The sequence below is a fragment of the Solidesulfovibrio sp. DCME genome (assembly GCF_049995385.1).
In the GTDB taxonomy this organism is placed as follows: Bacteria; Desulfobacterota; Desulfovibrionia; order Desulfovibrionales; family Desulfovibrionaceae; genus Solidesulfovibrio.
In genome coordinates this window covers 2,398,930-2,419,450 of record NZ_CP188261.1, presented here as the reverse complement: position 1 = coordinate 2,419,450, position 20,521 = coordinate 2,398,930, and the positions used below count along the sequence as shown (strand labels likewise).

17 protein-coding genes, 1 tRNA gene and 1 pseudogene are annotated in these 20,521 nt (G+C 64.3%); 12 read left to right on the top strand and 7 right to left on the bottom strand.

The annotated features are described in order from the left end of the window. On the top strand, positions 1-156 hold the full coding sequence (locus ACP59X_RS10340; RefSeq protein WP_428568980.1) for a hypothetical protein: 156 nt from the start codon (positions 1-3) through the stop codon (positions 154-156). A gap of 122 nt (positions 157-278) precedes the next feature. Here ACP59X_RS10340 and ACP59X_RS10335 read toward each other — a convergent pair whose 3' ends face one another. The 3 genes and pseudogenes from ACP59X_RS10335 to ACP59X_RS10325 form a co-directional block, all read right to left on the bottom strand. Next, complete coding sequence (locus tag ACP59X_RS10335; RefSeq protein WP_428570033.1) at positions 279-1,859, bottom strand: site-specific integrase; 1,581 nt, start codon at positions 1,857-1,859, stop codon at positions 279-281. A 12-nt stretch (positions 1,860-1,871) separates the two neighbouring features. Beyond that, a pseudogene (locus tag ACP59X_RS10330) lies at positions 1,872-2,066 on the bottom strand (DUF6538 domain-containing protein); the annotation flags it as partial. A 100-nt stretch (positions 2,067-2,166) separates the two neighbouring features. After that, positions 2,167-2,253 (bottom strand) — tRNA-Leu (locus ACP59X_RS10325). A 112-nt stretch (positions 2,254-2,365) separates the two neighbouring features. On the opposite strand from ACP59X_RS10325, the gene ACP59X_RS10320 reads away from it, so the two are divergent. The 10 genes from ACP59X_RS10320 to ACP59X_RS10275 all read left to right on the top strand — a co-directional run bounded on the left by ACP59X_RS10320 (position 2,366) and on the right by ACP59X_RS10275 (position 11,976). Beyond that, complete coding sequence (locus ACP59X_RS10320; protein ID WP_428568978.1) at positions 2,366-3,049, top strand: DUF554 domain-containing protein; 684 nt, start codon at positions 2,366-2,368, stop codon at positions 3,047-3,049. Positions 3,050-3,109: 60 nt separating this feature from the next. Next, positions 3,110-3,460, top strand: coding sequence for a hydrogenase maturation nickel metallochaperone HypA/HybF (locus tag ACP59X_RS10315; RefSeq protein ID WP_428568973.1), 351 nt, complete (start codon positions 3,110-3,112; stop codon positions 3,458-3,460). A gap of 12 nt (positions 3,461-3,472) precedes the next feature. Continuing rightward, positions 3,473-4,135: a hydrogenase nickel incorporation protein HypB gene (gene hypB, locus ACP59X_RS10310; RefSeq protein ID WP_428568970.1), complete on the top strand. Its 663-nt coding sequence runs from the start codon at positions 3,473-3,475 to the stop codon at positions 4,133-4,135. 295 nt (positions 4,136-4,430) lie between these two features. Further along, on the top strand, positions 4,431-5,012 hold the full coding sequence (locus tag ACP59X_RS10305; RefSeq protein ID WP_428568967.1) for a hypothetical protein: 582 nt from the start codon (positions 4,431-4,433) through the stop codon (positions 5,010-5,012). Between the two features lie 387 nt (positions 5,013-5,399). Continuing rightward, positions 5,400-6,380: a flagellar motor switch protein FliM gene (fliM, locus tag ACP59X_RS10300; protein WP_428568963.1), complete on the top strand. Its 981-nt coding sequence runs from the start codon at positions 5,400-5,402 to the stop codon at positions 6,378-6,380. Between the two features lie 205 nt (positions 6,381-6,585). Beyond that, on the top strand, positions 6,586-7,377 hold the full coding sequence (locus ACP59X_RS10295; protein WP_428568960.1) for a cysteine peptidase family C39 domain-containing protein: 792 nt from the start codon (positions 6,586-6,588) through the stop codon (positions 7,375-7,377). After that, the gene (locus ACP59X_RS10290) at positions 7,355-8,824 is read left to right on the top strand and encodes a RimK family protein (protein WP_428568957.1); all 1,470 of its coding nucleotides are present in this window, start codon (positions 7,355-7,357) and stop codon (positions 8,822-8,824) included. The genes ACP59X_RS10295 and ACP59X_RS10290 overlap by 23 nt, the downstream gene beginning before the upstream one ends. Continuing rightward, complete coding sequence (locus ACP59X_RS10285; RefSeq protein WP_428568954.1) at positions 8,821-10,086, top strand: carboxylate-amine ligase; 1,266 nt, start codon at positions 8,821-8,823, stop codon at positions 10,084-10,086. Before ACP59X_RS10290 ends, ACP59X_RS10285 begins: the two co-directional genes overlap by 4 nt. Further along, a complete protein-coding gene (locus ACP59X_RS10280) occupies positions 10,052-10,849 on the top strand; it encodes an N-formylglutamate amidohydrolase (protein WP_428568951.1) in 798 nt (265 codons plus the stop codon). The genes ACP59X_RS10285 and ACP59X_RS10280 overlap by 35 nt, the downstream gene beginning before the upstream one ends. Before the next feature lie 125 nt (positions 10,850-10,974). Then, complete coding sequence (locus tag ACP59X_RS10275; protein ID WP_428568948.1) at positions 10,975-11,976, top strand: hypothetical protein; 1,002 nt, start codon at positions 10,975-10,977, stop codon at positions 11,974-11,976. A 95-nt stretch (positions 11,977-12,071) separates the two neighbouring features. Here the strand turns inward: ACP59X_RS10275 and ACP59X_RS10270 are convergent, their stop codons facing one another. The 4 genes from ACP59X_RS10270 to ACP59X_RS10255 form a co-directional block, all read right to left on the bottom strand. Then, complete coding sequence (locus ACP59X_RS10270; protein ID WP_428568945.1) at positions 12,072-16,514, bottom strand: DEAD/DEAH box helicase; 4,443 nt, start codon at positions 16,512-16,514, stop codon at positions 12,072-12,074. Between the two features lie 662 nt (positions 16,515-17,176). Continuing rightward, positions 17,177-17,464 (bottom strand): hypothetical protein, encoded by a 288-nt coding sequence (locus ACP59X_RS10265; protein ID WP_428568942.1) that lies wholly within the window; start codon positions 17,462-17,464, stop codon positions 17,177-17,179. A gap of 11 nt (positions 17,465-17,475) precedes the next feature. Further along, positions 17,476-18,282 carry a class I SAM-dependent methyltransferase gene (locus ACP59X_RS10260; protein WP_428568940.1) on the bottom strand — a complete coding sequence of 269 codons (807 nt, stop codon included), beginning with the start codon at positions 18,280-18,282 and terminating at the stop codon, positions 17,476-17,478. Between the two features lie 699 nt (positions 18,283-18,981). After that, positions 18,982-19,572 carry a TrmH family RNA methyltransferase gene (locus ACP59X_RS10255; RefSeq protein WP_428568937.1) on the bottom strand — a complete coding sequence of 197 codons (591 nt, stop codon included), beginning with the start codon at positions 19,570-19,572 and terminating at the stop codon, positions 18,982-18,984. A gap of 57 nt (positions 19,573-19,629) precedes the next feature. Between ACP59X_RS10255 and panB the strand changes: the two genes are divergently transcribed. After that, positions 19,630-20,508, top strand: coding sequence for a 3-methyl-2-oxobutanoate hydroxymethyltransferase (gene panB / locus ACP59X_RS10250; protein ID WP_428568932.1), 879 nt, complete (start codon positions 19,630-19,632; stop codon positions 20,506-20,508). Positions 20,509-20,521 lie beyond the last annotated feature (13 nt).

Here is a 20,521-nt window from a genome sequence, read left to right as displayed (position 1 = left end):
ATGGACAACAAGATAGTATCACTTGATACATTCGCAGCGGCGAAGGCCAATATCACAAAAAATCAAATAAAATCCGTTGAAGATGAAATCAAAGCGATGGTATCTGATATGGATTTAACCATTGACGCGATGCAGGAACAAAACGAAGCTGAATAATATGATAGTTACATGATAGACGCGCAATCATTGGTATATCATTGCGAGGATTTGATTGATAAGATTTACACGCTTAAAAAGCATATACCCGATTGATGATAAAGTATAGTTATTTCGGATAATTATTTAACATTAGGACGGGTCCGCATGACGTGCGAAAAATCAACCATTTCTTCAAAGTTCATTTTAATCATTATATTGTCATATAGAACTCGCGGCGAAAAATCATTAGCATAAACATCAGCGGTTATATCGTTTAGCGTGTGCCCCATAATCCTTTTGTACATGTGCTCGTCTAGGGACAGTTCAACTTTATTTTGCTTACAATAATCTCCAAAATTTTTTCTAAACGAATGAAAATTAACAACTATTTTACTAATATTTCGTGAATTTATGATTTCATCGCGGAAACCAAGCTTTGTTTTTAAACGCCCAAACCATTGACTTGCTACATGATTGTACTTTCCTGTTTTTTCAAGAACTTTTAGTTCCGGGAACAATCTTACAGACCTTAAGCGCGTCAATTTATCAACATAGCCCAAAATATCTAATTGATTTATCAAAAATGGATGAACCGGAACAAGACGCCTTGAAGCTTCATTTTTTATTTGCTTGTCTAAATCATCATTAACGTCAAAGACCCATACTCCTTCCACTTCTTTTATATCAGTTAAGTATAGTTGACATATTTCGTTCACGCGCATTCCACTAAACAGACCAATCACAGGCAACCAGTATCTATATGCATATTCATTCGTATCATCATATGCAGATGATGAAAAAATTTTATTTAATTCTATGCTATCAAAAGGGCGAATTTTTTTATTTACTTTTATTGCTGATATTTTAACACCAAATCCTTTAATTGGATTATCTTCTGCATAACCCATTTTTTCCGCATAACTCCAATAGCTCATTAATGCACATATATAATTCCGACGCGTTTTTTCGGTTATACTGTCTTCCTCTGGAATATCCATATTAATTATTTCGTCGATTGTCTTATCTCTAAAGCGTTTAATTTTATTTTTATTTTTCGGCCATTTGAGTAAAACTTCTCTAAATTTTCGTATGTCACTTTTGTCTACCATTGAAATATCTACATCTCCTGTTATATCTACAAATAATTGGAAAAACTTTTCATACTCCGCTAAAGTATTTGCGCGTTTGTTGTCATTTTTTACTTTATCTTCTTTATATTTTGCCCAAACTTCACTTAGCCTATAAACTTTCTTTTGATTTCTTCCTTTTCTTGAACTATTTATATGCGCCATAGCATTTTCACTCGCATTATCATCTAGTTGCAAAAGATATTTATTGTAAATATTTTCTTCTTCTTGCGATGTTGATTCCCCGCTGTATCGCTTTACCAAATCATCAAAATACTTTTTATATTGTAGAATAAATCCGCGCTTTAGAATTGCGTATTTTTGATGGTCATGGTCTGGTTCAATTTCGCAACTCCTTAAATATCCATCAAGCATACTTTTGGCAAAATCATCAGATTCAAGTTTTAATAATGTTTTTTTGAAATATATCGCTTGCTCTGTTTTTGCCCTAATCAAGCTATCGTACTCTTTTTTATCAAGAACATCATTATCATTAACATCCGCCAACTCTCTAACAGTTCGGATTTCTTCAAAATATTTTCCGAGCAACATTGAAATATCTTCGCCAGACAAATCTTTCAGTTCTTTGTTCATCCTCAATCCTTGGAATAACGCACTTATTTTGTATGAAATGTACTCTGCCTGGATACGGGCCATCTTGATGCCAACGGCACCCAAAGAGTATTTGATTTCGGTTTTTTGGAAAAGAGGACGTAAATCATGCGGAATGAGGCGACGAAAATAAAACCGACCGCCTTTGCAAAGAAGATGATGGGCCGATTTTGGTAAAAAAGAAGGCACCGTCAAAACCCCTCTTTGTACCCAGGTTGAGTACCTGACGGGTTTTGCCGATGCCGTGAAACTGAAAAAGGCAACTGTACGAAATACTTAGAAATATAAATGGTACCGGGAGCGAGACTCGAACTCGCAAGGCCTTGCGACCGGTGGATTTTGAGTCCACTGCGTCTACCAATTCCGCCATCCCGGCAGGAATTGAAATAAATACCCCTATTCGCCTGTTTTCGTCAAGATATTTCACCCTTGTGCCGCCCGGCCGGAACGGATAGACCTCCCCTGCCCCTTTCGGGCGAGGAGTCGCCATGTTCCCCATCGGTCCCCTGGTCAACGGCGCGGCCATCGTCGCCGGCGGCCTGCTCGGCTTGCTGCTCCACGGCCGCTTCCCCGACCGCGTCCGCGCCGGCATGTTCCACGCCCTGGGCCTGTCCATACTGCTCATCGGCCTCAAGATGGCCCTGGCCGGCAACGCCCCCCTGCTCGTGGTCGTCAGCATGCTCTCCGGCGCCATCCTCGGCGAACTCGTCGACATCGAACGCTTCATGGCCCGGGCCGGCGACGCCCTCAAAACCCGGCTGCGCTCGGACAACGCCCTGTTTACCGACGGCCTGGTCAACGCCACGGTCATCTTCTGCACCGGCACCATGGCCATCCTTGGCTCCTTCGACGAAGCCCTGCGCGGCGACCACACCCTACTTTTCGCCAAGTCCGCCCTCGACGGCTCCGTGGCCATGATCCTGGCCACCACCCACGGCGCCGGCGTCATCCTGTCCTGCCTGCCCGTGGCCCTCTACGAAGGCCTGCTCGTGGTCCTCGGCGCGGCCAGCCACGACTTCTTCACCCCCGACCGCCTGACCCAACTGACCGCCGTCGGCGGCCTGCTCATCATCGCCATTGGCCTCAATATGCTGGGGCTTTTGAAAATCCGCGTGGCCAACCTGCTGCCGGCCATGGTCGTGGCCGTCCTGCTCGCGCCCTGGTTCGGCTGACGCCCTTTTTCCTTCCCCTTCCTTTACGCGGCCGCCGTTTTGCCGTAGACCGGGAACCCCATGCACGAACTCTCCATCGCCCAAAGCCTGCTGGCGCTCATCGAAGACGAGATGGCCAAGCACGGCAAGGACACCCTGGTCACGGTCAAGGTCCGCCACGGCCGGCTGTCGGCCATCGTGCCCGAGGCCCTGGACATGGCCTTCACGGCCCTGACCATGGACACCCGCCTGGCCACGGCCAGGCTCGTGCTGGAGGAAAACCCGGTGGTGCTGCGCTGCCGGGCCTGCGGCCGGGAATTTTCCCCGCAAGGGAAATCGGCCTTCGCCCCCTGCCCGGCCTGCGGCGAGGAACTCGGCCACACCGTCCTCAGCGGTCGCGAACTCTACATCGAATACCTCGAACTCGAATAGCGGAGGCTTGCCATGCAGATTCCCGTGGTGCGCAACATCCTGGAGGCCAACGCCCGCATCGCCGCCGACCTCAAGGACTTCTTCGCCCAAAAAGGCATCCTTGTCCTCAATCTCATGAGCTCCCCCGGGGCCGGCAAGACCACCCTCCTGGAACGCACCCTGACCGACCTGGCCCCGCAGTTGCACATGGCCGTGGTCGAGGGCGACCTGCAAACCGACAACGACGCCCGCCGCGTGGCCGCAACCGGCGCCCAGGCCGTGCAGATCAACACCGAGGGCGGCTGCCACCTGACCAGCGCCCAGGTTCAGGAGGCCATCAAGAACCTCGACCTCGACGGCCTGGACATCCTTTTTATTGAAAACGTCGGCAACCTGGTCTGCCCGGCCGAGTTCGACGTGGGCGAGGATTTCAAGGTGACGCTTTTAAGCGTGACCGAGGGCGACGACAAGCCCGAGAAATACCCGCTGATGTTCCACATTTCCGCCGCGCTGGTCTTAAACAAGATCGACCTGCTGCCCTATGTGGACTTCGCCCTGGAACGGGCCACCCGCCACGCCAAGGTCCTCAACGAGTGCATCAGCGTCTTCCCGGTCTCGGCCCGCACCCGCGAGGGCCTGGAGGACTGGTACGACTGGCTGCGCGCCCGCCTGGCCGACAAGCGCGGCGCCGCCTGAGCGTCCCACACCCGGCAACGCGCCAACGGCCCTTGCCCCGACAGCTCGCGGAAGCGGCCGGTGGTCCCATGACCGCCGGCCGCTTCCTATTCGCCCCGCACCCGGACGCCCCGCCCGTTTGAATTTCTGAAAAAATCATACGATCCCGGCCCCCCCCACTGGCCCCACCCGGCGGAGTTTTCCGATTTAGTCACATCATTTCAGTAGATTAGATACAAACCACCGTCACCAGTTCCTGGCACGATTCTTGATTTACCGCAAGCGATCCTCAATCCGTTCGATCAGGGAGATGGAAATGGACGCGATTTTACGCAAACTCCTCGTAGCCCTCGGATTCGCCGGCCTGGTGCTGGCCGCGTCGACAAGCTGGGTCATGGCCCAAACCCTGTCGGCCGGCACGTTCAACTTCGAGCCCCGCTTCAGCGCCTACGGCACCACCAATGACCGGGTCAGCTCGATCTACACCTACGGCGGCGCCCTGACCTACTATGTCTTCGACAACGTGGCCGTGGAGGCCGAAGGCATGGGCGCCTACATCAACCAGAGCAAGAAGTTCGAGACCGACTACGGCTACGGCACCAAGTCCACGCCGGCCAACGGCATCGGCGCGGGCCTAAACGCCCGCTGGCATTTCCTGGCCACCGGGCCGGCCACCATGTTCGTCGGCGCCGGTGTTGGCGGGCTGTGGGCCGACGCCAAGGTCCCCTACAACGGCTTCGAAAACAACGTCACCGAAAACGCCGAACTCGGCGCCACCGTCGGGCTCACCCAGCAGCTCAGCCTCAAGGGCTCGGTCAAATACCTGCACCTCGGCCAGTTCAACAACCAGGGCGTCAACGGCTTCGGCGGCACCCTGGGTCTCAACGTCAGCTTCTAGTGCCGCGTCCTTGAAAAGGGTCTACACTTACGTGGACACAACACATAACTGACTATTTTTCTTAAAAAACTATCGCATGTTTTAAGGGACGCAACTCGCCGCCGCGCGCGGCCAGGCTCTTCCCGCCGGCAACGGCGGATGCGACCGGCCGCGCCACGCGGCCGGTCGTTGTTTGCGGGGGCGAAGGGGAAGCCGGGCAGGGGGAATGCCTGCGGCGGCCAAGGGGCTGCCGCCCTCTGGACTCCCGTGACGAATGCGGCATAATGCCTTTGCTGACGCGGTCCTGTCGGCCTCGTCCGGTTGCGGGAGACGCCTTACGGAAAACGCCCTTTTCAATTCGGCCCGGCATCCCTATACTTTCCTTGCGAAAAGGCCGAAGGTGCGGACATGAGCAAGATTCTCGATCAGGACGAAGTCGATGCGTTGCTGCGCGGGCTTTCCGGCGGCGAGATCGAAGCGGAGACCGACATCCTGGAGGACGACTCCGGGGTGGTGGTCTTCGATCTGTCCAACCAGGACCGCATCATCCGCGGCCGCATGCCGGTTCTGGAGATCATCAACGACCGCTTCGCCCGCCTGGCCTCCAACGCCATGGCCAACGCCATGCGCAAGCGGGCCGACGTCAACCCCATCTCCATCGACATGTCCAAGTTCGGCGACTTCATGCGCTCCCTGCCCGTGCCGACCTCCATCAACATCTTCAAACTCGACCCCCTGCGCGGCAACGCCATCCTGGTGGTGGACTCGCGGCTGGTGTTCGCCATGGTGGAGAGCTTTTTCGGCGGCGCCGGCTCCCAGCCGAAAATCGAAGGCCGCGACTTCACGCCCATCGAGCAGGCCATCATCAACCGCGTGGTACGCATCGCCCTGGAAAACATGGAGGAATCCTGGCAGCCCGTGCACGAGGTCCACATCGAACTCGTGCGCAGCGAGGTCAACCCCCAGTTCGCGGCCATCGTGCCGCCAAGCGACGTGGTGGTGGTGGTCACCTTCGAGGTGGAACTCGAAAACGCCATCGGTTCGCTCATCGTCTGCCTGCCCTACGCCACCATCGAACCCATCCGCTCCAAGCTCTACGCCTCCTTCCAGACCGAGCGCCTGGAAGTGGACCACGCCTGGATCGCCCGGTTCAAGGAGCGGCTCATGGAAACGCCCGTGGAGCTGCTCGTGCGTTTCGGCAAATCGCAAATCACCGGCCGCCAGCTCCTTTCCCTCAAGCCCGGCGACATCATCATGCTCGATAACGACGTGGACGCCCTGCTCGACGCCGAGATCCAGGGCGTGCGCAAGTTCCGGGGCATCCCGGGCCTGGTCAAGTCCAACAAGGCCTTCCAGATCGTCAAGGAAGAGGAAATCCACTTCGAATAGGCCGCCGGCCGCCATGACGCTTTTGCAATGCTTCCGGCGACCGTCGGGCCACCGGGACCACGCTCCCGCTCACCAGGCGGCCAACCGGCCGGTGGGGTGGCGAAAATTGCCGTGCCCGGCGGCGGCCATGTTTTCGTAACGACTTGCCATCACGCGACAAATCCGTAAAATCGAAAAAAACGGCCATGGCCAAGCGAAAAAGGCCGTGGTATCGGCCAAACCCGTGCGCGCACAGCTCGCCATACCCATCGAGGCCCAGCCCGACGACACCACCTGCGGCCCGACCTGCCTGCAAGCCATCTACCGCTATTACGGCGACGACGTGCCGCTGGCCGCCGTCATCGCCCAGACGGCCACCCTGCCCGGCGGCGGCACCCTGGCGGCCCTGCTCGGCTGTCACGCCCTGTCGCGCGGCTACGCCGCCCGGCTCTACACCTTCGACCTGACCGTGTTCGACATGACCTGGTTCACCGACGGCGCCCCCGTGGACCTGGCCGACAAGCTGGCCCGCCAGCGCCGCTACAAAAAAAGCGCCCGCCTGCGGGCCGTCACCGAGGCCACCCTGGAATTTTTGCGCCTGGGCGGCGAGGTGCGGTTCGAGGACCTGACCGCCGGGCTGATCCGGGCCATCCTCAAGCGCGACCGGCCCATCCTGGCCGGGCTGTCCGCCACCTACCTCTACCGCACCGCCCGCGAACGCGACGATGCGGACGGGAAGATGATCTTCGACGACCTGCGCGGCGAGCCCTCCGGGCATTTCGTGGTCATCGGCGGCTACGACCAGGAAAGCCGCACCGCCCACATCGCCGATCCCTTGTTGCCCAACCCCATCAGCGAGAGCCAGTATTACCAGGTGACGCTCAACCACCTGGTGTGCGCCGTGATGCTCGGCATCATCACCCGCGACGCCAACCTGCTGGTGCTCTCCCCCCGCAAAAAAGCCGTCCCCAGGGACGGCAAAGGAGCCTTCGATCGTGTCCGTTCTGGTGGTCATTGAAAATCCCGAGGACTGCTCGCTGGTCTTTTCCGGCGTGGAACCCGTGGCGGCCCGGGCCTATCTGACCGACGAAACCTTCACCGGCCTTCGGGGCGTCAAGATCATCAATATCTGCCGTTCCTACCGTTACCAATCCATGGGCTATTACGTGTCGCTTCTGGCCGAGGCCCGCGGGCACAAGCCCGTGCCCTCCATCACGGCCATCCAGGACATGAAGTCCCTCGGCATCATCCGCCTGGCCTCCGACGAACTGGAGGAGGTCATGGCCCGGGCCCTGGCCGACCGGCCGCCCGAGAAGCTCTCCTTCTCGGCCTATTTCGGCAAGACCCCGGAAAAAGGCCTGGAACAGCTGGCTTCCCGGCTTTTCAAGCTCTTTCCGTCGCCCTTTTTGCGGGCCGACCTCAACTTTAGCGGCGGCTGGCAGCTGCAAAACGTCTCGCCGCTGTCCGTCAAGGACATCCCGGCCGGGGAGCGCGATTTCGCCGAGTCGGTCTCCACCGAATACTTCGCCGGCAAAAAGCTCATCATCCCCAAGCGGCCCGTGTCCCGCTACGACCTGGCCATCCTCCACGACCCGGACGAGCCCCGGCCGCCCTCGGACGCCAAGGCCCTCAAGCGCTTCGTCAAGGCGGCCGAGACGCTCGGCGTCGGCGTGGAACTGATCACCAACGAGGACTCCAACCGCCTGTCGGAATTCGACGCGCTTTTCATCCGCGAAACCACCAACGTCGACCACCACACCTACCGCATGGCCCGCAAGGCCGTGGCCGAGGGGCTGGTGGTCATCGACGACCCCCAGTCGATCCTGCGCTGCTCCAACAAGGTCTACCTGGCCGAGCTGCTCGCCCGCCACAAGATCCCGGCCCCGCGCACGGTCATCGCCCACGCCAAGGGCATCGACCACATCCGCGAGGAGCTGTCGCTTCCCTGCGTGCTCAAGCAGCCCGACAGCGCCTTTTCCCAGGGCGTGGTGCTGGTGCGCGAATCCGACACCCTCGTCAGCGAGGCCCGGCGGCTGCTGGCCAAGTCCGACCTGGTCATCGCCCAGGAATACCTGCCCTCGGATTTCGACTGGCGCATCGGCATCCTTGACCGGCGGCCGCTTTTCGCCTGCAAGTACTACATGGCCGCCGGCCACTGGCAGATCCTGCGCAAGGGCGAGTCCGGCAAGGACATCTACGGCCGGGTCGAAACGTTGCCCGTGGGCAAGGTCCCCAAAAAAGTCATCGCCGCCGCCCAGAAGGCCGCCGACGCCATCGGCGACGGCCTCTACGGCGTGGACCTCAAGCAGGTGGGCAACAAGGTCTACGTCATCGAGGTCAACGACAATCCCAATATCGACGCGGGCTTCGAGGACGAGGTCCTGCAGGACGAACTGTATTTGCGCGTGGTGGAAGTCTTTCTCAAACGCATCGAACGCCGCAAAACCGGGAGCCTCAACATATGAGCCGGGCCAGACCCCTTTTCTCCGCCTATGGCGTGGAAATCGAATACATGATCGTCAACCGGGAGACGCTCGCCGTGCTGCCCGTGGCCGACAAGCTGCTGGCCGCCGCCGCCCAAAAAAACGGCGCGGCCGACGTTCCCATGGGCGCGCTAACCTGGTCCAACGAACTGGTCAATCACGTGCTGGAGATGAAGGTCAGCCAGCCGGCCAAAAGCCTCAACGGCCTGGCCGGCCTTTTCGCCGAGCACGTGGCCATGGCCGACACCCTGCTCGCCCCCCTGGGCGGGCGGCTCATGCCCACGGGCGCCCATCCCTTCATGGACCCCCTGGCCGAGACCGTGCTGTGGCCCAACGAACACGGCGAGATCTACAAGGCCTTCGACGCCATCTTCGATTGCAAGGGCCATGGCTGGTCCAACCTGCAAAGCATGCACCTCAACCTGCCCTTTCGGGGCGACGACGAGTTCGGCCGCCTCCATGCCGCCATCCGCGTCCTCTTGCCCATCATGCCGGCCCTGGCCGCCTCCTCGCCCCTGCTCGACGGCCGCTTCACGGGCTTCCTCGACACGCGTATGGAGCAGTATTCCAAAAACGCCGCGCGTGTCCCTTCAGTCATGGCCGCCGTCATCCCCGAGGCGGTTTTCTCCGAACAGGAATACCGCGACCACATCCTGGCCCCCATGTACCGCGACATCGCCCCCCTGGACCCGGCCGGCCTGCTCCAGGACGAATTTTTAAACGCCCGGGGGGCCATCGCCCGCTTCGACCGCTCCACCATCGAAATACGGGTCCTGGACACCCAGGAATGCCCGGCCGCCGACCTGGCCCTGGCCGGCGTGGTCGTGGCGGCCCTGAAGGGCCTGGTGGAGGAACGCTGGTCCACCTACGAGGAACAAAAAGCCTGGGACACGCGGGAGCTGGCCACCGTCTTCACCAAGACCATCGCCAACGCCGGCCGCACGGTGGTGCCCCAGGCCTACGCCCGGCTCTTCGGCGTCTACGCGCCCTCGGACATCCCGGCCCGGGTCATCTGGCGGCGGCTGGTCCACAGCCTGCTTCCGACCATGGACTACGACCCGGCCTGGGACAAGCCGCTGCCCGTGCTGGTGGACCAGTCGAGCCTGGCCCGGCGCATCCTGGCCGCCCTGGACGGCGACTACCGGCCGCGCAACATCCTGTCCGTCTACGGCCAGTTGTGCGACTGCCTGGAAAAAAACGAGTCGTTCAATGTCGGCCTGCTTGGCGCCGCTTATTACCTGTGAGCACGCCGTAAACGTCGTGCCGCCCGCCTATGGGCCGCTTTTGCGGGGCTTCGAGGACCTGCTGGCCTCCCATCGCGGCTACGACCGCGGCGCCCTGGAAACGGCCCGGCGGCTGGCCGAGGCGGTCGGCGCCCCGGTTTTGGCCACCGCCGTCACCCGGCTTCTGATCGACTGCAACCGCAGCGAAGGCCACCCGGGGCTCTACTCCGAAGTCACCAAACCCCTGCCCGCCAAGGCCCGCCAGGCCATCCGCGACGCCCATCACCGCCCCCATTGGCAGGCCGTGGCCGCAACCGTCACGCGCTTGCTGGCCGAGGCCGACACCGTCGCGCACATCGCCAGCCACAGCTTCGTGCCCCGCCTGGGCGGCCTGACCCGCCGCTGCGACGTGGGTTTTCTCTACGATCCGGCCCGGCCGGCCGAAAAACGCTTCTGCCTGGCCTGGCGCGACGCCCTGGCCGCCCTGGACGCGGGGCTTGTCCTTCGCCGCAACTATCCTTATCGGGGTGTCGCCGACGGCCTGGTCACGGCCTTTCGCCGCCGTTTCGGCCAGCGCTACCTCGGGGTGGAACTGGAAGTGAACCAGCGCTTCGCCCGGGCCGGCGGCGAAGCCTTTGACCGGATCAACCGGTTGCTGGCCGCATCCCTGGCCGCCGCCCTCGGCCGCGACGATGGCGGTGGGGCTGCGCCGGAGCTGGCCGCCAACGACCCCTACAATCCGGCCGCCCTCGGCCGCGACGATGGCGGTGGGGCTGCGCCGTAGGCCCGGCACTCGCCTGCCCTTGGCAACACCGCTTCCCGGCCCTTGCCAAAAAGGCTGCCGCCCTCTAAGGCAATGCTAGGGAATTGGCCCAAGGACGGTGTTCACCAACGCGCGGAGCAGTGTGTATGTCGTATCGTTTGTTTTCCCCTTTCGGCCGGGGAGGCTTGTGGCTGGTGTTGGCAGGGTTTTTGTTCGTGGCGGCAACAGCGGCGGCCGGCCTGGCCCAACAGGCCGGGGCACCGAACACGCCCGGAAGCACTGCGGGCACCTGCAACTATCCCGGACCCTACACCTCGCCCTACACCTTGACCTTCACCTGCAACACGGCAAGTCTGTCCATCGGCTTCGACCAGTCGCCACGCAACGACACCACCCTGGAATCCACCATGCCCTATGCCGATTGGTATAACCAGTCGGCCTACAACCAGGGTGACATCACCTGGGGGCCGCCACCGACCCAGTACTCGGCCATATCCGTGCCGACCAACGCCGGCTGTTCGCCGCTGCAATGGAAACGAGAGCGGGTTGTCTACACGGCCTCCCAATACATCGGCCGCTACTACCAGCACCACCACATCCCGGACTGGGACCCGCCCGCGGACTGGCCCTACAGCGACACGCTCATCGGCTGCCAGACGCCGGGCATCGACTGCTCGGATTTCTCGTCGTGGTATTACAACTACGGCCTGGGCATCAAACTCGTCACCGCCGTGGCCGTGCAGGCCCTGCCCACCACGCCCATCCCCGGCCCGGGGGGCGTGGGCAACATCACGCCCAAGGTCGTGGCCGCTTCCGTGGACAATGTCCCGCCCGATTTCGCCACGCTCTGCGGCCTGCTGCAAACCGGCGACCTGCTCTACATCAAGGGGTCGCCCACCGGCCCGGTCACCCACGTCATCATGTGGGTCGGCTCCCTGGGCTCAGGCCCGGACCCGCTGGTCCTCGACAGCCACGACAACAGCCCCGTGGTCTACGATTCCAACAACGTGGCCATTCCCCTGGGCGTCCACTTGCGGCCGTTTCGCTCCACGGCCTGGTATTACACGAGCTTCAGCCACGCCCTGCGCATTCTGCCGACCGGGGAGTCGACCAGCGCGACCAACAGCCTGTTGCTCGGCGACCAGTAGCCCTCGTGTTGCTACCCTTAAAGAATAATTATTTTAGTTGGTTGTTTCCATATAAGCACCTCTCCTTTTCAGGGACGCGACACGAGCGGCCACCGTCAAGGGGCAAGGGGCGCGGCCCCGGGAACAGGGCCGCGCCCCTTGAACAGCACCAGCCCTCGGGGTTCGCGCACAGCTTCGAAGAGTAAGCGGAAAATGGCCAGGTAGGGGCTGGCGCCGGCCGGCTGTCCGTTGACGCTGGCCACGGCCAGCCGGGGCTCGGGCGTCACGCGCCGCGAAAGCAGGTTGTCCAAGGGAGCCAAGGCGGCCGGCAGCCTGGGGTCGTCGGGGGCAAGGGCCGTTTCGAGGCGCGCTCCCCCGGCCGCCAGCGTCAACACCGGCCGCGCGCCGACAAAGGCGACGGCGCAACCGGCCGCGCGCCGCGGCAGCGCCAGGCCCTGTCCGGCTGCGCCCAGGCCCCAGACGGCGGCCGGATCGCGCCCGACGCACCACCAGGGCTCCTCGCCGCCAAGGCCGCTCGCGACCAGGCGCACGGCCCGGCCCGTGGCGAATTGCGGCCCGGCCAAACCGGCGAAAAATTCCCCGGAAACCACCTCGCCCGAAAGCTCCATGCGCCGCAAGGCCCGGAAAACGCCCGGCCAGGCGAAAGCCGACGCTTCCCTGGCCAGCATGTCGCGGCACACAATGCCGTAGCGGGCCAGCAGCAGCCTGGCCCGGTCCATGGCCAGTTCCTCGCGGGCCAGGGCGTCCTCGGGCGGGGCCGGGGCGCGCAGCCGCCGCCAGGTGCCGGCGGCCGGGAGGCTCGCGGCGAACCGGGCCGGGGCGGTGCGACGCACGGTCCGGCGTCCGCCGCGCCCGGTTGCGTAGGCGACGGCCTCGGGCGTGAAATCCGTGGCCACGCCCCGGCGCAACACGGCCAGGCTGTCACAGGACGCCACGCCCTGCCAGGCCGCCTCCCACAGCCGAGCGGCCAAGGCCGACGGCGACAGGCCCGTGATCTCCAGCAGCGCGGAAAAATCGTAGGCAGCCCGGGGATCGGGGAAAAGTCCGTCGTCTGCGCGCGGCGGCCCGAAGCCGGCCAGGTCGAGGTCCTCGGGACGGGCGAAGAGGACCTTTTTGAGGCCCGCGCCGAACCAGGCCAAACCCGTCTCGGCCAGGGCGGCGTCGAGCAGGGCCGGATCGTAGGCCCGGCAACGGGCCGGCAAGATGTCCGTTTCCCACAGCGCGGCGGGAAGGGGAAGCCCGGCCAGGCGCTCCAGGCGCTCGGCCAGCCCGGCGGCATCCCCGGCCGGCCGGGCCAAGCCCTGCCACACGGCCAGGAAATACGGCAACCGATCGGCCGGCAAGGCCGTCACCGCCGGCCGCCGGGCCGCCCGGGCCAGACGCAGCAGGGTTTCGAAATTGGCCGCATCGCACCACAGCGTCCCGGCCCGCCCCGTCACCAGCTCCCCGGACACCCAGCGCCCGGCCTCGGCCATGTCCCGGGCCGCCTCGGCCAGCCCGGCTTCCGGCAGGCCAAGCCGATCGGCCATGTCCGAAAGGGCCAGCGGGCCATGGTAGGACAGCCACTGGGCCAGCAGCGCCTCGCGCCGGGCGGCCGCTTCCTCGGCGGATGCGGCGGCGCTTTTGCCGGCCCGCGCCCCCGGGGCCAGGGGCACGGCCAGGGAGGCCTCGCCGTAGAGGGCCAGGGCCACGTCCGCCGCCAGTTCCAGGGCGGCCAGGCGCTCGCCGCCGCCGTGCGGGGCGCGCACCCGGGCCAGGTGCGACGCCAAGGCTTCAGTCAACACCTCGGCCGGCTCGCCGTGGTCGCGCGCGACAGCGGCCAGCAGCTCCCGCCACTCGCTTTCCGTCACGATCACCCGGTCCTTGAGCCATTCGAGGACTTCCGTGGCGCCCGAGGGGGCGTAGCCGGGAAACAGGCGCTGGCGCCTGGCCACGAAGGTGCGCACCACGCCCTGCGGCACGGCCGGCCGCGACGGCCCGCGCGCCACCTCGGCCACCAGGTCGGGCCGGGCGCCCGTCGGCCCTGCGGCCGTGCCGGCGTCGGTCAGGTACATGTATTCCGTGACATGCCGCCAGACGATATCCGCCGCGAACGGGCTTTGCACGCGCGTGCGCACGAAGCTCACGGACACGTCCCCGGCGCGCACGGCCGCCAGGAAACCCCGGGCGGCCTCGACGTCGAACAGGTCGGCCAGGCAGGTGCGCCAGGCTTCGAGCACCATGGGGAAATCACCGTAGCCGGCCACGGCGGCGAGCAGCTTTCGGGCCCGAAGCCTGGTGATCCACAAGGGCTGGCGCTTGCCGAAGCCGTCGCGGGGGAGCAGCAGCGCCCGGCCGGCCGCCTCGCGAAAAGCCGCGCCAAAGGAGCCCGAACCTTCCAGGCGGCGGCGCAGGAACTCCCCCAGGCGCTCGGGCGGCAAGGCGTCGAGGATGGCGGCGGCATCGCGGTCGCCGGGCAGGGTCACGGCCAGGCAGTCGTTGCCGGCATAGACCGGCGCGGCTTCATCGAACACCTCGGCCAGAGCCGCTTCCAGAGCCAAACCCAGGGGGGCGGTCGCGGCCAGTCCCAGGGGCAGGTGGAGGATGACCTGGCTGCCGGGCGCGCCGCCGGGGCCGGTGGCCGTGGTCTCGACGACCAGGTGGCGCCCGTGGGGCAGGCCGGCCCCGGTCGCCTCGCGCTGGCGGCGCAGATACGCGAGGAGGGCCGCGGCCGCCTCGGGCTCCAGGAAATAGTCCTGTCGCAGTTCTTCCGCGAAGTCGGGATCGTCCAGGCGGGTGTCGGCCTGTTCGAGAAAATCGGCCAAAAGCGCCGAAAAATGGCGGTCGCGCGCCCGGGGATCGCCCAGCCAGAACGGCGCCGGCACCGAGCCGGCCGGAGCCGGGGAGACGAAGACGTCGGCGTCGGTGATGCGCTCGATGCGCCAGTTCTGGGCGCCGAAGGCGAACACCTGGCCGAGCCGGGCTTCCCAGACGAAAACCTCGTCGAGTTCGCCCAGGCGCGTGGCCCCCTCGACCCGGCGCAGGGCGTAGTAGCCCCGGTCGGCGATGACCCCGCCCGAGGCGTACAGCCGCAGGAGCGCGCCCTTGCGGGCCGAAACCACGCCGCTTAGGCCGTCCACGGCCAGAAGCGGCGCCAGTTCCCGGATGCGCGTGGCGCCGTAGCGCCCGGCCAACATGCCGAGGGTCAGGTCGAAGGCGGCCCGGGACAGGTCGCGGTAGGGCCAGGCCCGGCGCACGGCCCGGTAGAGCGCGTCCTCGGGCCAGGCCTCGACGCCGCACATGGCCACCAGCGTCTGGGCCAGGACATCGAGGGGCGCCACCACCGGCCGCAGCGCCTCGATTTCGCGGGCGTTCGCCGCCTTGGCCATGACCGCCGCCTCCAGCAGGTCCTTGTCCGAAGTGGGCAGGAAAACCGCCCGGCTCACCTCCCCCACCTTGTGGCCGCTGCGGCCGATGCGCTGCACGGCGGCCGAAACCGTGGGCGGGCATTCGACGAGCAGCACCTCGTCCACGGCGCCGATGTCGATGCCCAGCTCCAGGGAGTGGGTGGCCACCACCGCCTTGAGCTCCCCGGCCCGCAGCCGCGTTTCCACGGACTGGCGCAACTCCCGCGAAAGCGACCCGTGGTGGGCGTAGGCGATGGTCGCGTCGGCGCCGTCGTTGATCAGCCGGGCCAGCTTTTCGCACAGCTTGCGGTTGTTGACGAAGACGAGCGTGGTCCGGTTGCCGCGGATGCGCTCCCGGATGTCGGCGGCCACGGCCTTGACATAGCCGCCGTCGCGGTCGCCCCCGGGCCAGGGGACCTGGCGCACCCGTACGTCCATGTCCTTGCGGGCCGCACTGGAAACGACAGCCACCGGACGCGGTACAAGCGTGGCGGGATCGCCCGGTGAGGGCATCATCCCGCCGACCATGGCCGCGACCGTGCCCAGGGGCGAGACCGTGGCCGACAGGGCCACCCGCTGGAACTCCCCGGCCAAAAGGGCCAGCCGCTCCACGGCCGCAAGCAGGAACACGCCCCGCTTGGTCCCGGCCACGGCGTGGATCTCGTCGAGGATGACCAGGCGCACGTCGCCGAGCAGGCCCCGGCCGCCCTGGGAACTGAGCAGCAGGTTCAAGGATTCCGGCGTAGTGACCAGGATTTCCGGCGGTTTTCGCAGCATGCGCCGCCGGGCTTCGGCCGGGGTGTCGCCGCTTCGCGCCTCGACCCGAATGGGCGGCAGGGGCGTGCCCGCCGCTTCGAAGGCCCGGCGAATCCCGGCCAGGGGGGTCAGCAGGTTGGCCCGCACGTCCGTGCCCAGGGCCCTCAGCGGCGAGACGTAAACCACCGACACCCGGCCCGTGGGCCAAACCCCGGTGGCCAGGCGGTCGATGGCGCACAAAAACGCGGTCAGGGTCTTGCCCGAGCCCGTGGGGGCCACGGCCAGGACGTGCTCGCCGGCGGCGATGCGGGGCCAGGCGCGCTGCTGGATGTCGGTCGGCGCGCCGACGTGGGCGGCGAACCAGGAGGCGAGGCGCGGATCGAAGGGCAGCGTCATGGCGCCAAGGTATGTCCGATCCGGGGGCTTTGGCAAAGGCCTTGGCCCATTTGGAAACAATTCCTTGCTTTTCAGCTTATTAATGTCTTTGCGCACAGAGAAGCGACAGCCTCGCCGCCGTTAGGAACACCCCGGCGACAGGAAACGAACCGTTTGTCACGGGAAAGGCACTGCGAACCGGTGGGAAGCGACAGGCAACGAACAGGCTGGCGACAGACCAGGAACACGGCGCTCATCGCCCCCTCTCCCCATGCAGCGGCACAGGCAACGCACAGGTTGGCGACACGCCGGGAACACGAAAGGAACAAAACGAGGGAACCGAAGGCCAGCCCGGCCGGGTGGCGGCCAAGCCTGCCCCCCCGGCCGAGGCCGGCAGCAGAAAAAAATATCCCCACGATGACAGCATGTTCGTGCCGTTATGCGCACCAAAGGCACACGGAAAGCGACACTACCAGGAGCAGGATTGGAAATAACCAATGATGACAGAAAGTTGCTTGTGTTATGCACCGTAAAGGCACACGGAAGGCGACATCACTGCCGGCAGCTGGACTAAAAACAATCCATGATCACAGGATGTTGCTTGCTTTACGCACAGCAAGGGCACAGGCAAGGCGCCGTTGTGAACAGCCGACGAACACCCAAGCGACAGGCCGGGAACAGCCTCAGTCCACTTGCCCCGCGTCCCCGAACGCCCGGCGCACGCACACGGTAAGGCCCCGGCCGGAAAGATAGGCCCCGTACGCCTCGGCCTGCTCCAGCCGGGCGAATGTCCGCAACACGAGCTGCGCCCGGTCGGTCTCGTCCCAGACCCAGACGTATTCCTCGGGCACGATGGCCTTAAGCAGCAGTTCCTGGCGCAGCCGCACCCTGGCCAGTTCCCGGCGCTCGAAATCCCCGGGATCGTAGGGGCCGCCCACGGCCAGCACCCAATACGCCTCGTCCGCCGCCATCCGGCCTCCGGTCACTTGACGCCCAGGCGCACCGTATAGCTCCAGTGAAAGGGGAATTCCTCCTCCCCCATGGCCGCGATCTCCCGGCGGACGACATCCAGGCCGAAAGCCGCCTCCGATACGCCATTTTTGAGCAACGTGGCCACGCCGCCAAAAGACAAGGCCAGGGCCAGCAGGCGTTGGCCGCTGCCCGGCTCCACCTGGTGCATCGTGACCTGGCGCGTGAACCGGAACCGGCCCGAAGCGGCCATGCGGCCCAGGTGCCCGTCCTTGTCCCAGCGTTTCACCGCCGTCAGGCGCAGCTTCTCTTCCAGAGCCCGCGCCCGCCGGCGCATGGCGCTGAAGGCCTCCTCGGCCGGCGTGCCAAAAGACGGCGTCATGTCGGCGTCCACGGCCGCGAACACGCCCTCCTCGCGCAGGATGCGGGCCACCTCGTCGAAGGTCGGCTGCGGGTCCATCCAGTGCAGGCACTGGCAGCAGGTGACGATGTCGGCGCAACCGGGCCGCAACCCGGTCTCGTCACCATACCCCCGGCGGTAGAGCACGTCCGCGCCACCGGGCAGGTCCGCCGTCGCGGCCATGGCCAGCCGGCGCATGTCGTCGGCGGGCTCGATGCCGATAATGGTGCGGGCCCGGCCGACCCACAGGCGCGTGGCCAGGCCGGTGCCGCTGCCCAGGTCGACGACCATCTCCGGCCGCTCGACGCCGGCATAACGGCACAGCAAATCCACCAGCACGGCCGGCGGCCGCGGCCGGCTGGATTCATACACCGTGGCCAAGCCATCGAAACGCGCCGCATTCGCTTCCAAATCCATCATGACGGGCACTCCTCGGCGTCGTGTAACGGTTCCCCCGGCCGGATGCCAGTTACAGGATTGACGGATGGCGGGAAGGCCCCGGACCATCCACCGGGGCGCCGCCCCGCCCCGGCCAGGGCGCCGCCCCAATGGTCGCCAGGGCGCCGCCCTGGACCCGCTGGAGAGGCGCTGCCTCTCCAGACCTCTCCGCTGGGGGGCGTGACGCCCCCCAGGCCCCCCCACCGGCGTCGGCGGGCGGCGGGGGCTGCGGTCACCGGGAGGCTTGGCCTGTGCGGCCCGAAGATGCGAGGCCGGAATTTCCCTGTCGCTGCCGCCGCTTCGCGGCAGGCTCGACAGGGAAATTCCGGCCTCGCCCAGCCGTCGGCCCTTCGGGCCGAGGGGGGTGGAATTTTTTGCTTTGGAAGCCTCAATGAAAAGGAATTTGTCTCTTCACATGCGGCGCTTCGCCGCTGGCGCCCGTGGTCGCGGAAAGGGGCCTGCCGTGCTGGCCGGCTTTGCGGCCAGTGTCGGCTGGCCCCTTTCCGCGACCACCACGACCAACGCCCCGCCGCCCGACATTCCCGACCATGCCCCCACCCGCCCCCGTCGGGGAGGTCCAGGAGGGGATCATCCCCTCCTGGCGGGCCCAGGGCAGCGCCCTGGCAGGGTCCGGGACAGCGTCCCGGCCGCCGGAGGCATGCTTGCCTCCCCTGCCCCGTGCTACTTCTGCGCCCACAGTTGCGTCAGCCGGTCCAGTTCCTCGGCCGGCAGGCAGGGCGCGTCGTAGCAGCCGGCGGCGAAGCGCTGGCGGAAGCCTTCGTAGAGGATGACGGCGGCGGCGACGGAGACATTGAGGCTTTGCACCATGCCCTGCATGGGAATATAAAGCGCTCCGTCGATGAAGGGGGCCAGGTCCTCGTCCACGCCCCGGTGTTCGTTGCCGAGGATGATGGCGACTTTCCCGGTCAGGTCCCAGGCCGGCAGCGGCCGGGCCGATTCGGAGAAGCTGGTGGCCACGAGGGAAAAGCCTTGGCCCTTGAGGTGGTCGGCCAGGGCGGCAGCGCTTTGGTGGCGCCTGGTTTCGACCCATTTCTTGGCCGAACCCGAGGATTTTTTTCCCAGGGCGGGAAAGGCCGTTTCGGTGTACAGCAGATGGACGCGGTGGATACCGAAGGCGTCGCAGCTTCGTAATATGGCCGAAACGTTGTGCGGATCGTGGATGTTGTTTATGACGAGCGTCAGATCGGTCTGCCGCCTGGACAGCACGTCGCGGATGCGGTCGAGCCGACGTTCGGTGATGCAGATGCGCATGGCCGTGGCACATAGGCCAAAGACCGGCCGGGCGCAAGGCCGAAGGAGTGGTGGAACATGACGAAGATGACCGCCCCGGCGGTGCTGGCCGCCAAGGGCACGCGCAAGCTGGCCATGCTGACGGCCTATGATTTCGCGGCGGCGCGCCTGGCCGAGGCCGCCGGCCTGGACATGCTGCTGGTCGGGGACTCCCTGGCCATGGTGGTGCTGGGCCACGAGGACACCCTGTCCGTGACCATGGACGAGATGCTCCACCACACCAAGGCGGTGTCGCGCGGGGCGCAGCGGGCCCTGGTCGTGGCCGACATGCCTTTTCTGTCCTACCAGGTTTCGGTGCCCCAGGCCGTGGCCAATGCCGGGCGGTTCCTGAAGGAGGGCCGGGCCGGCGCGGTCAAGCTGGAGGGCGGGCGCGAGGTGCTGCCGCAGGTGCGGGCCATCGTGGCCGCCGGCATACCGGTGATCGGCCATGTGGGGCTCACCCCGCAGCATGTGGCCGCCCTGGGGGGGTTCAAGGTCCAGTCCAAGACGGCCGAGGCGGCGGCGAAGCTGCTGGGCGACGCCTTGGCCCTGGCCGAGGCGGGCTGTTTCGCCATTGTGCTGGAGTGCATTCCGGCGCCGGTCGCGGCCGAGGTGACCAGGCGGCTGCCCGTGCCGACCATCGGCATCGGCGCCGGCCCGGACTGCGACGGCCAGGTGCTGGTTTTTCATGACGTGCTGGGGCTTTACGACCGGTTCTTGCCAAAGTTCGTCAAGCGTTACGCCAATCTGGGAGAACAGGTCGTGGAGGCGTTGACGCAGTGGGGGGATGCGGTTAGAACCGGCGCTTTTCCGGGACCGGAACATGTTTTTTCCATGGCACCCGACGCCCAGGCCGCCTTCCTCTCCCACATCGCTTCCGGCCCGTCGACGGATTCGTCGGATGACGGCAACACCTGATCCGGCCGGCGGA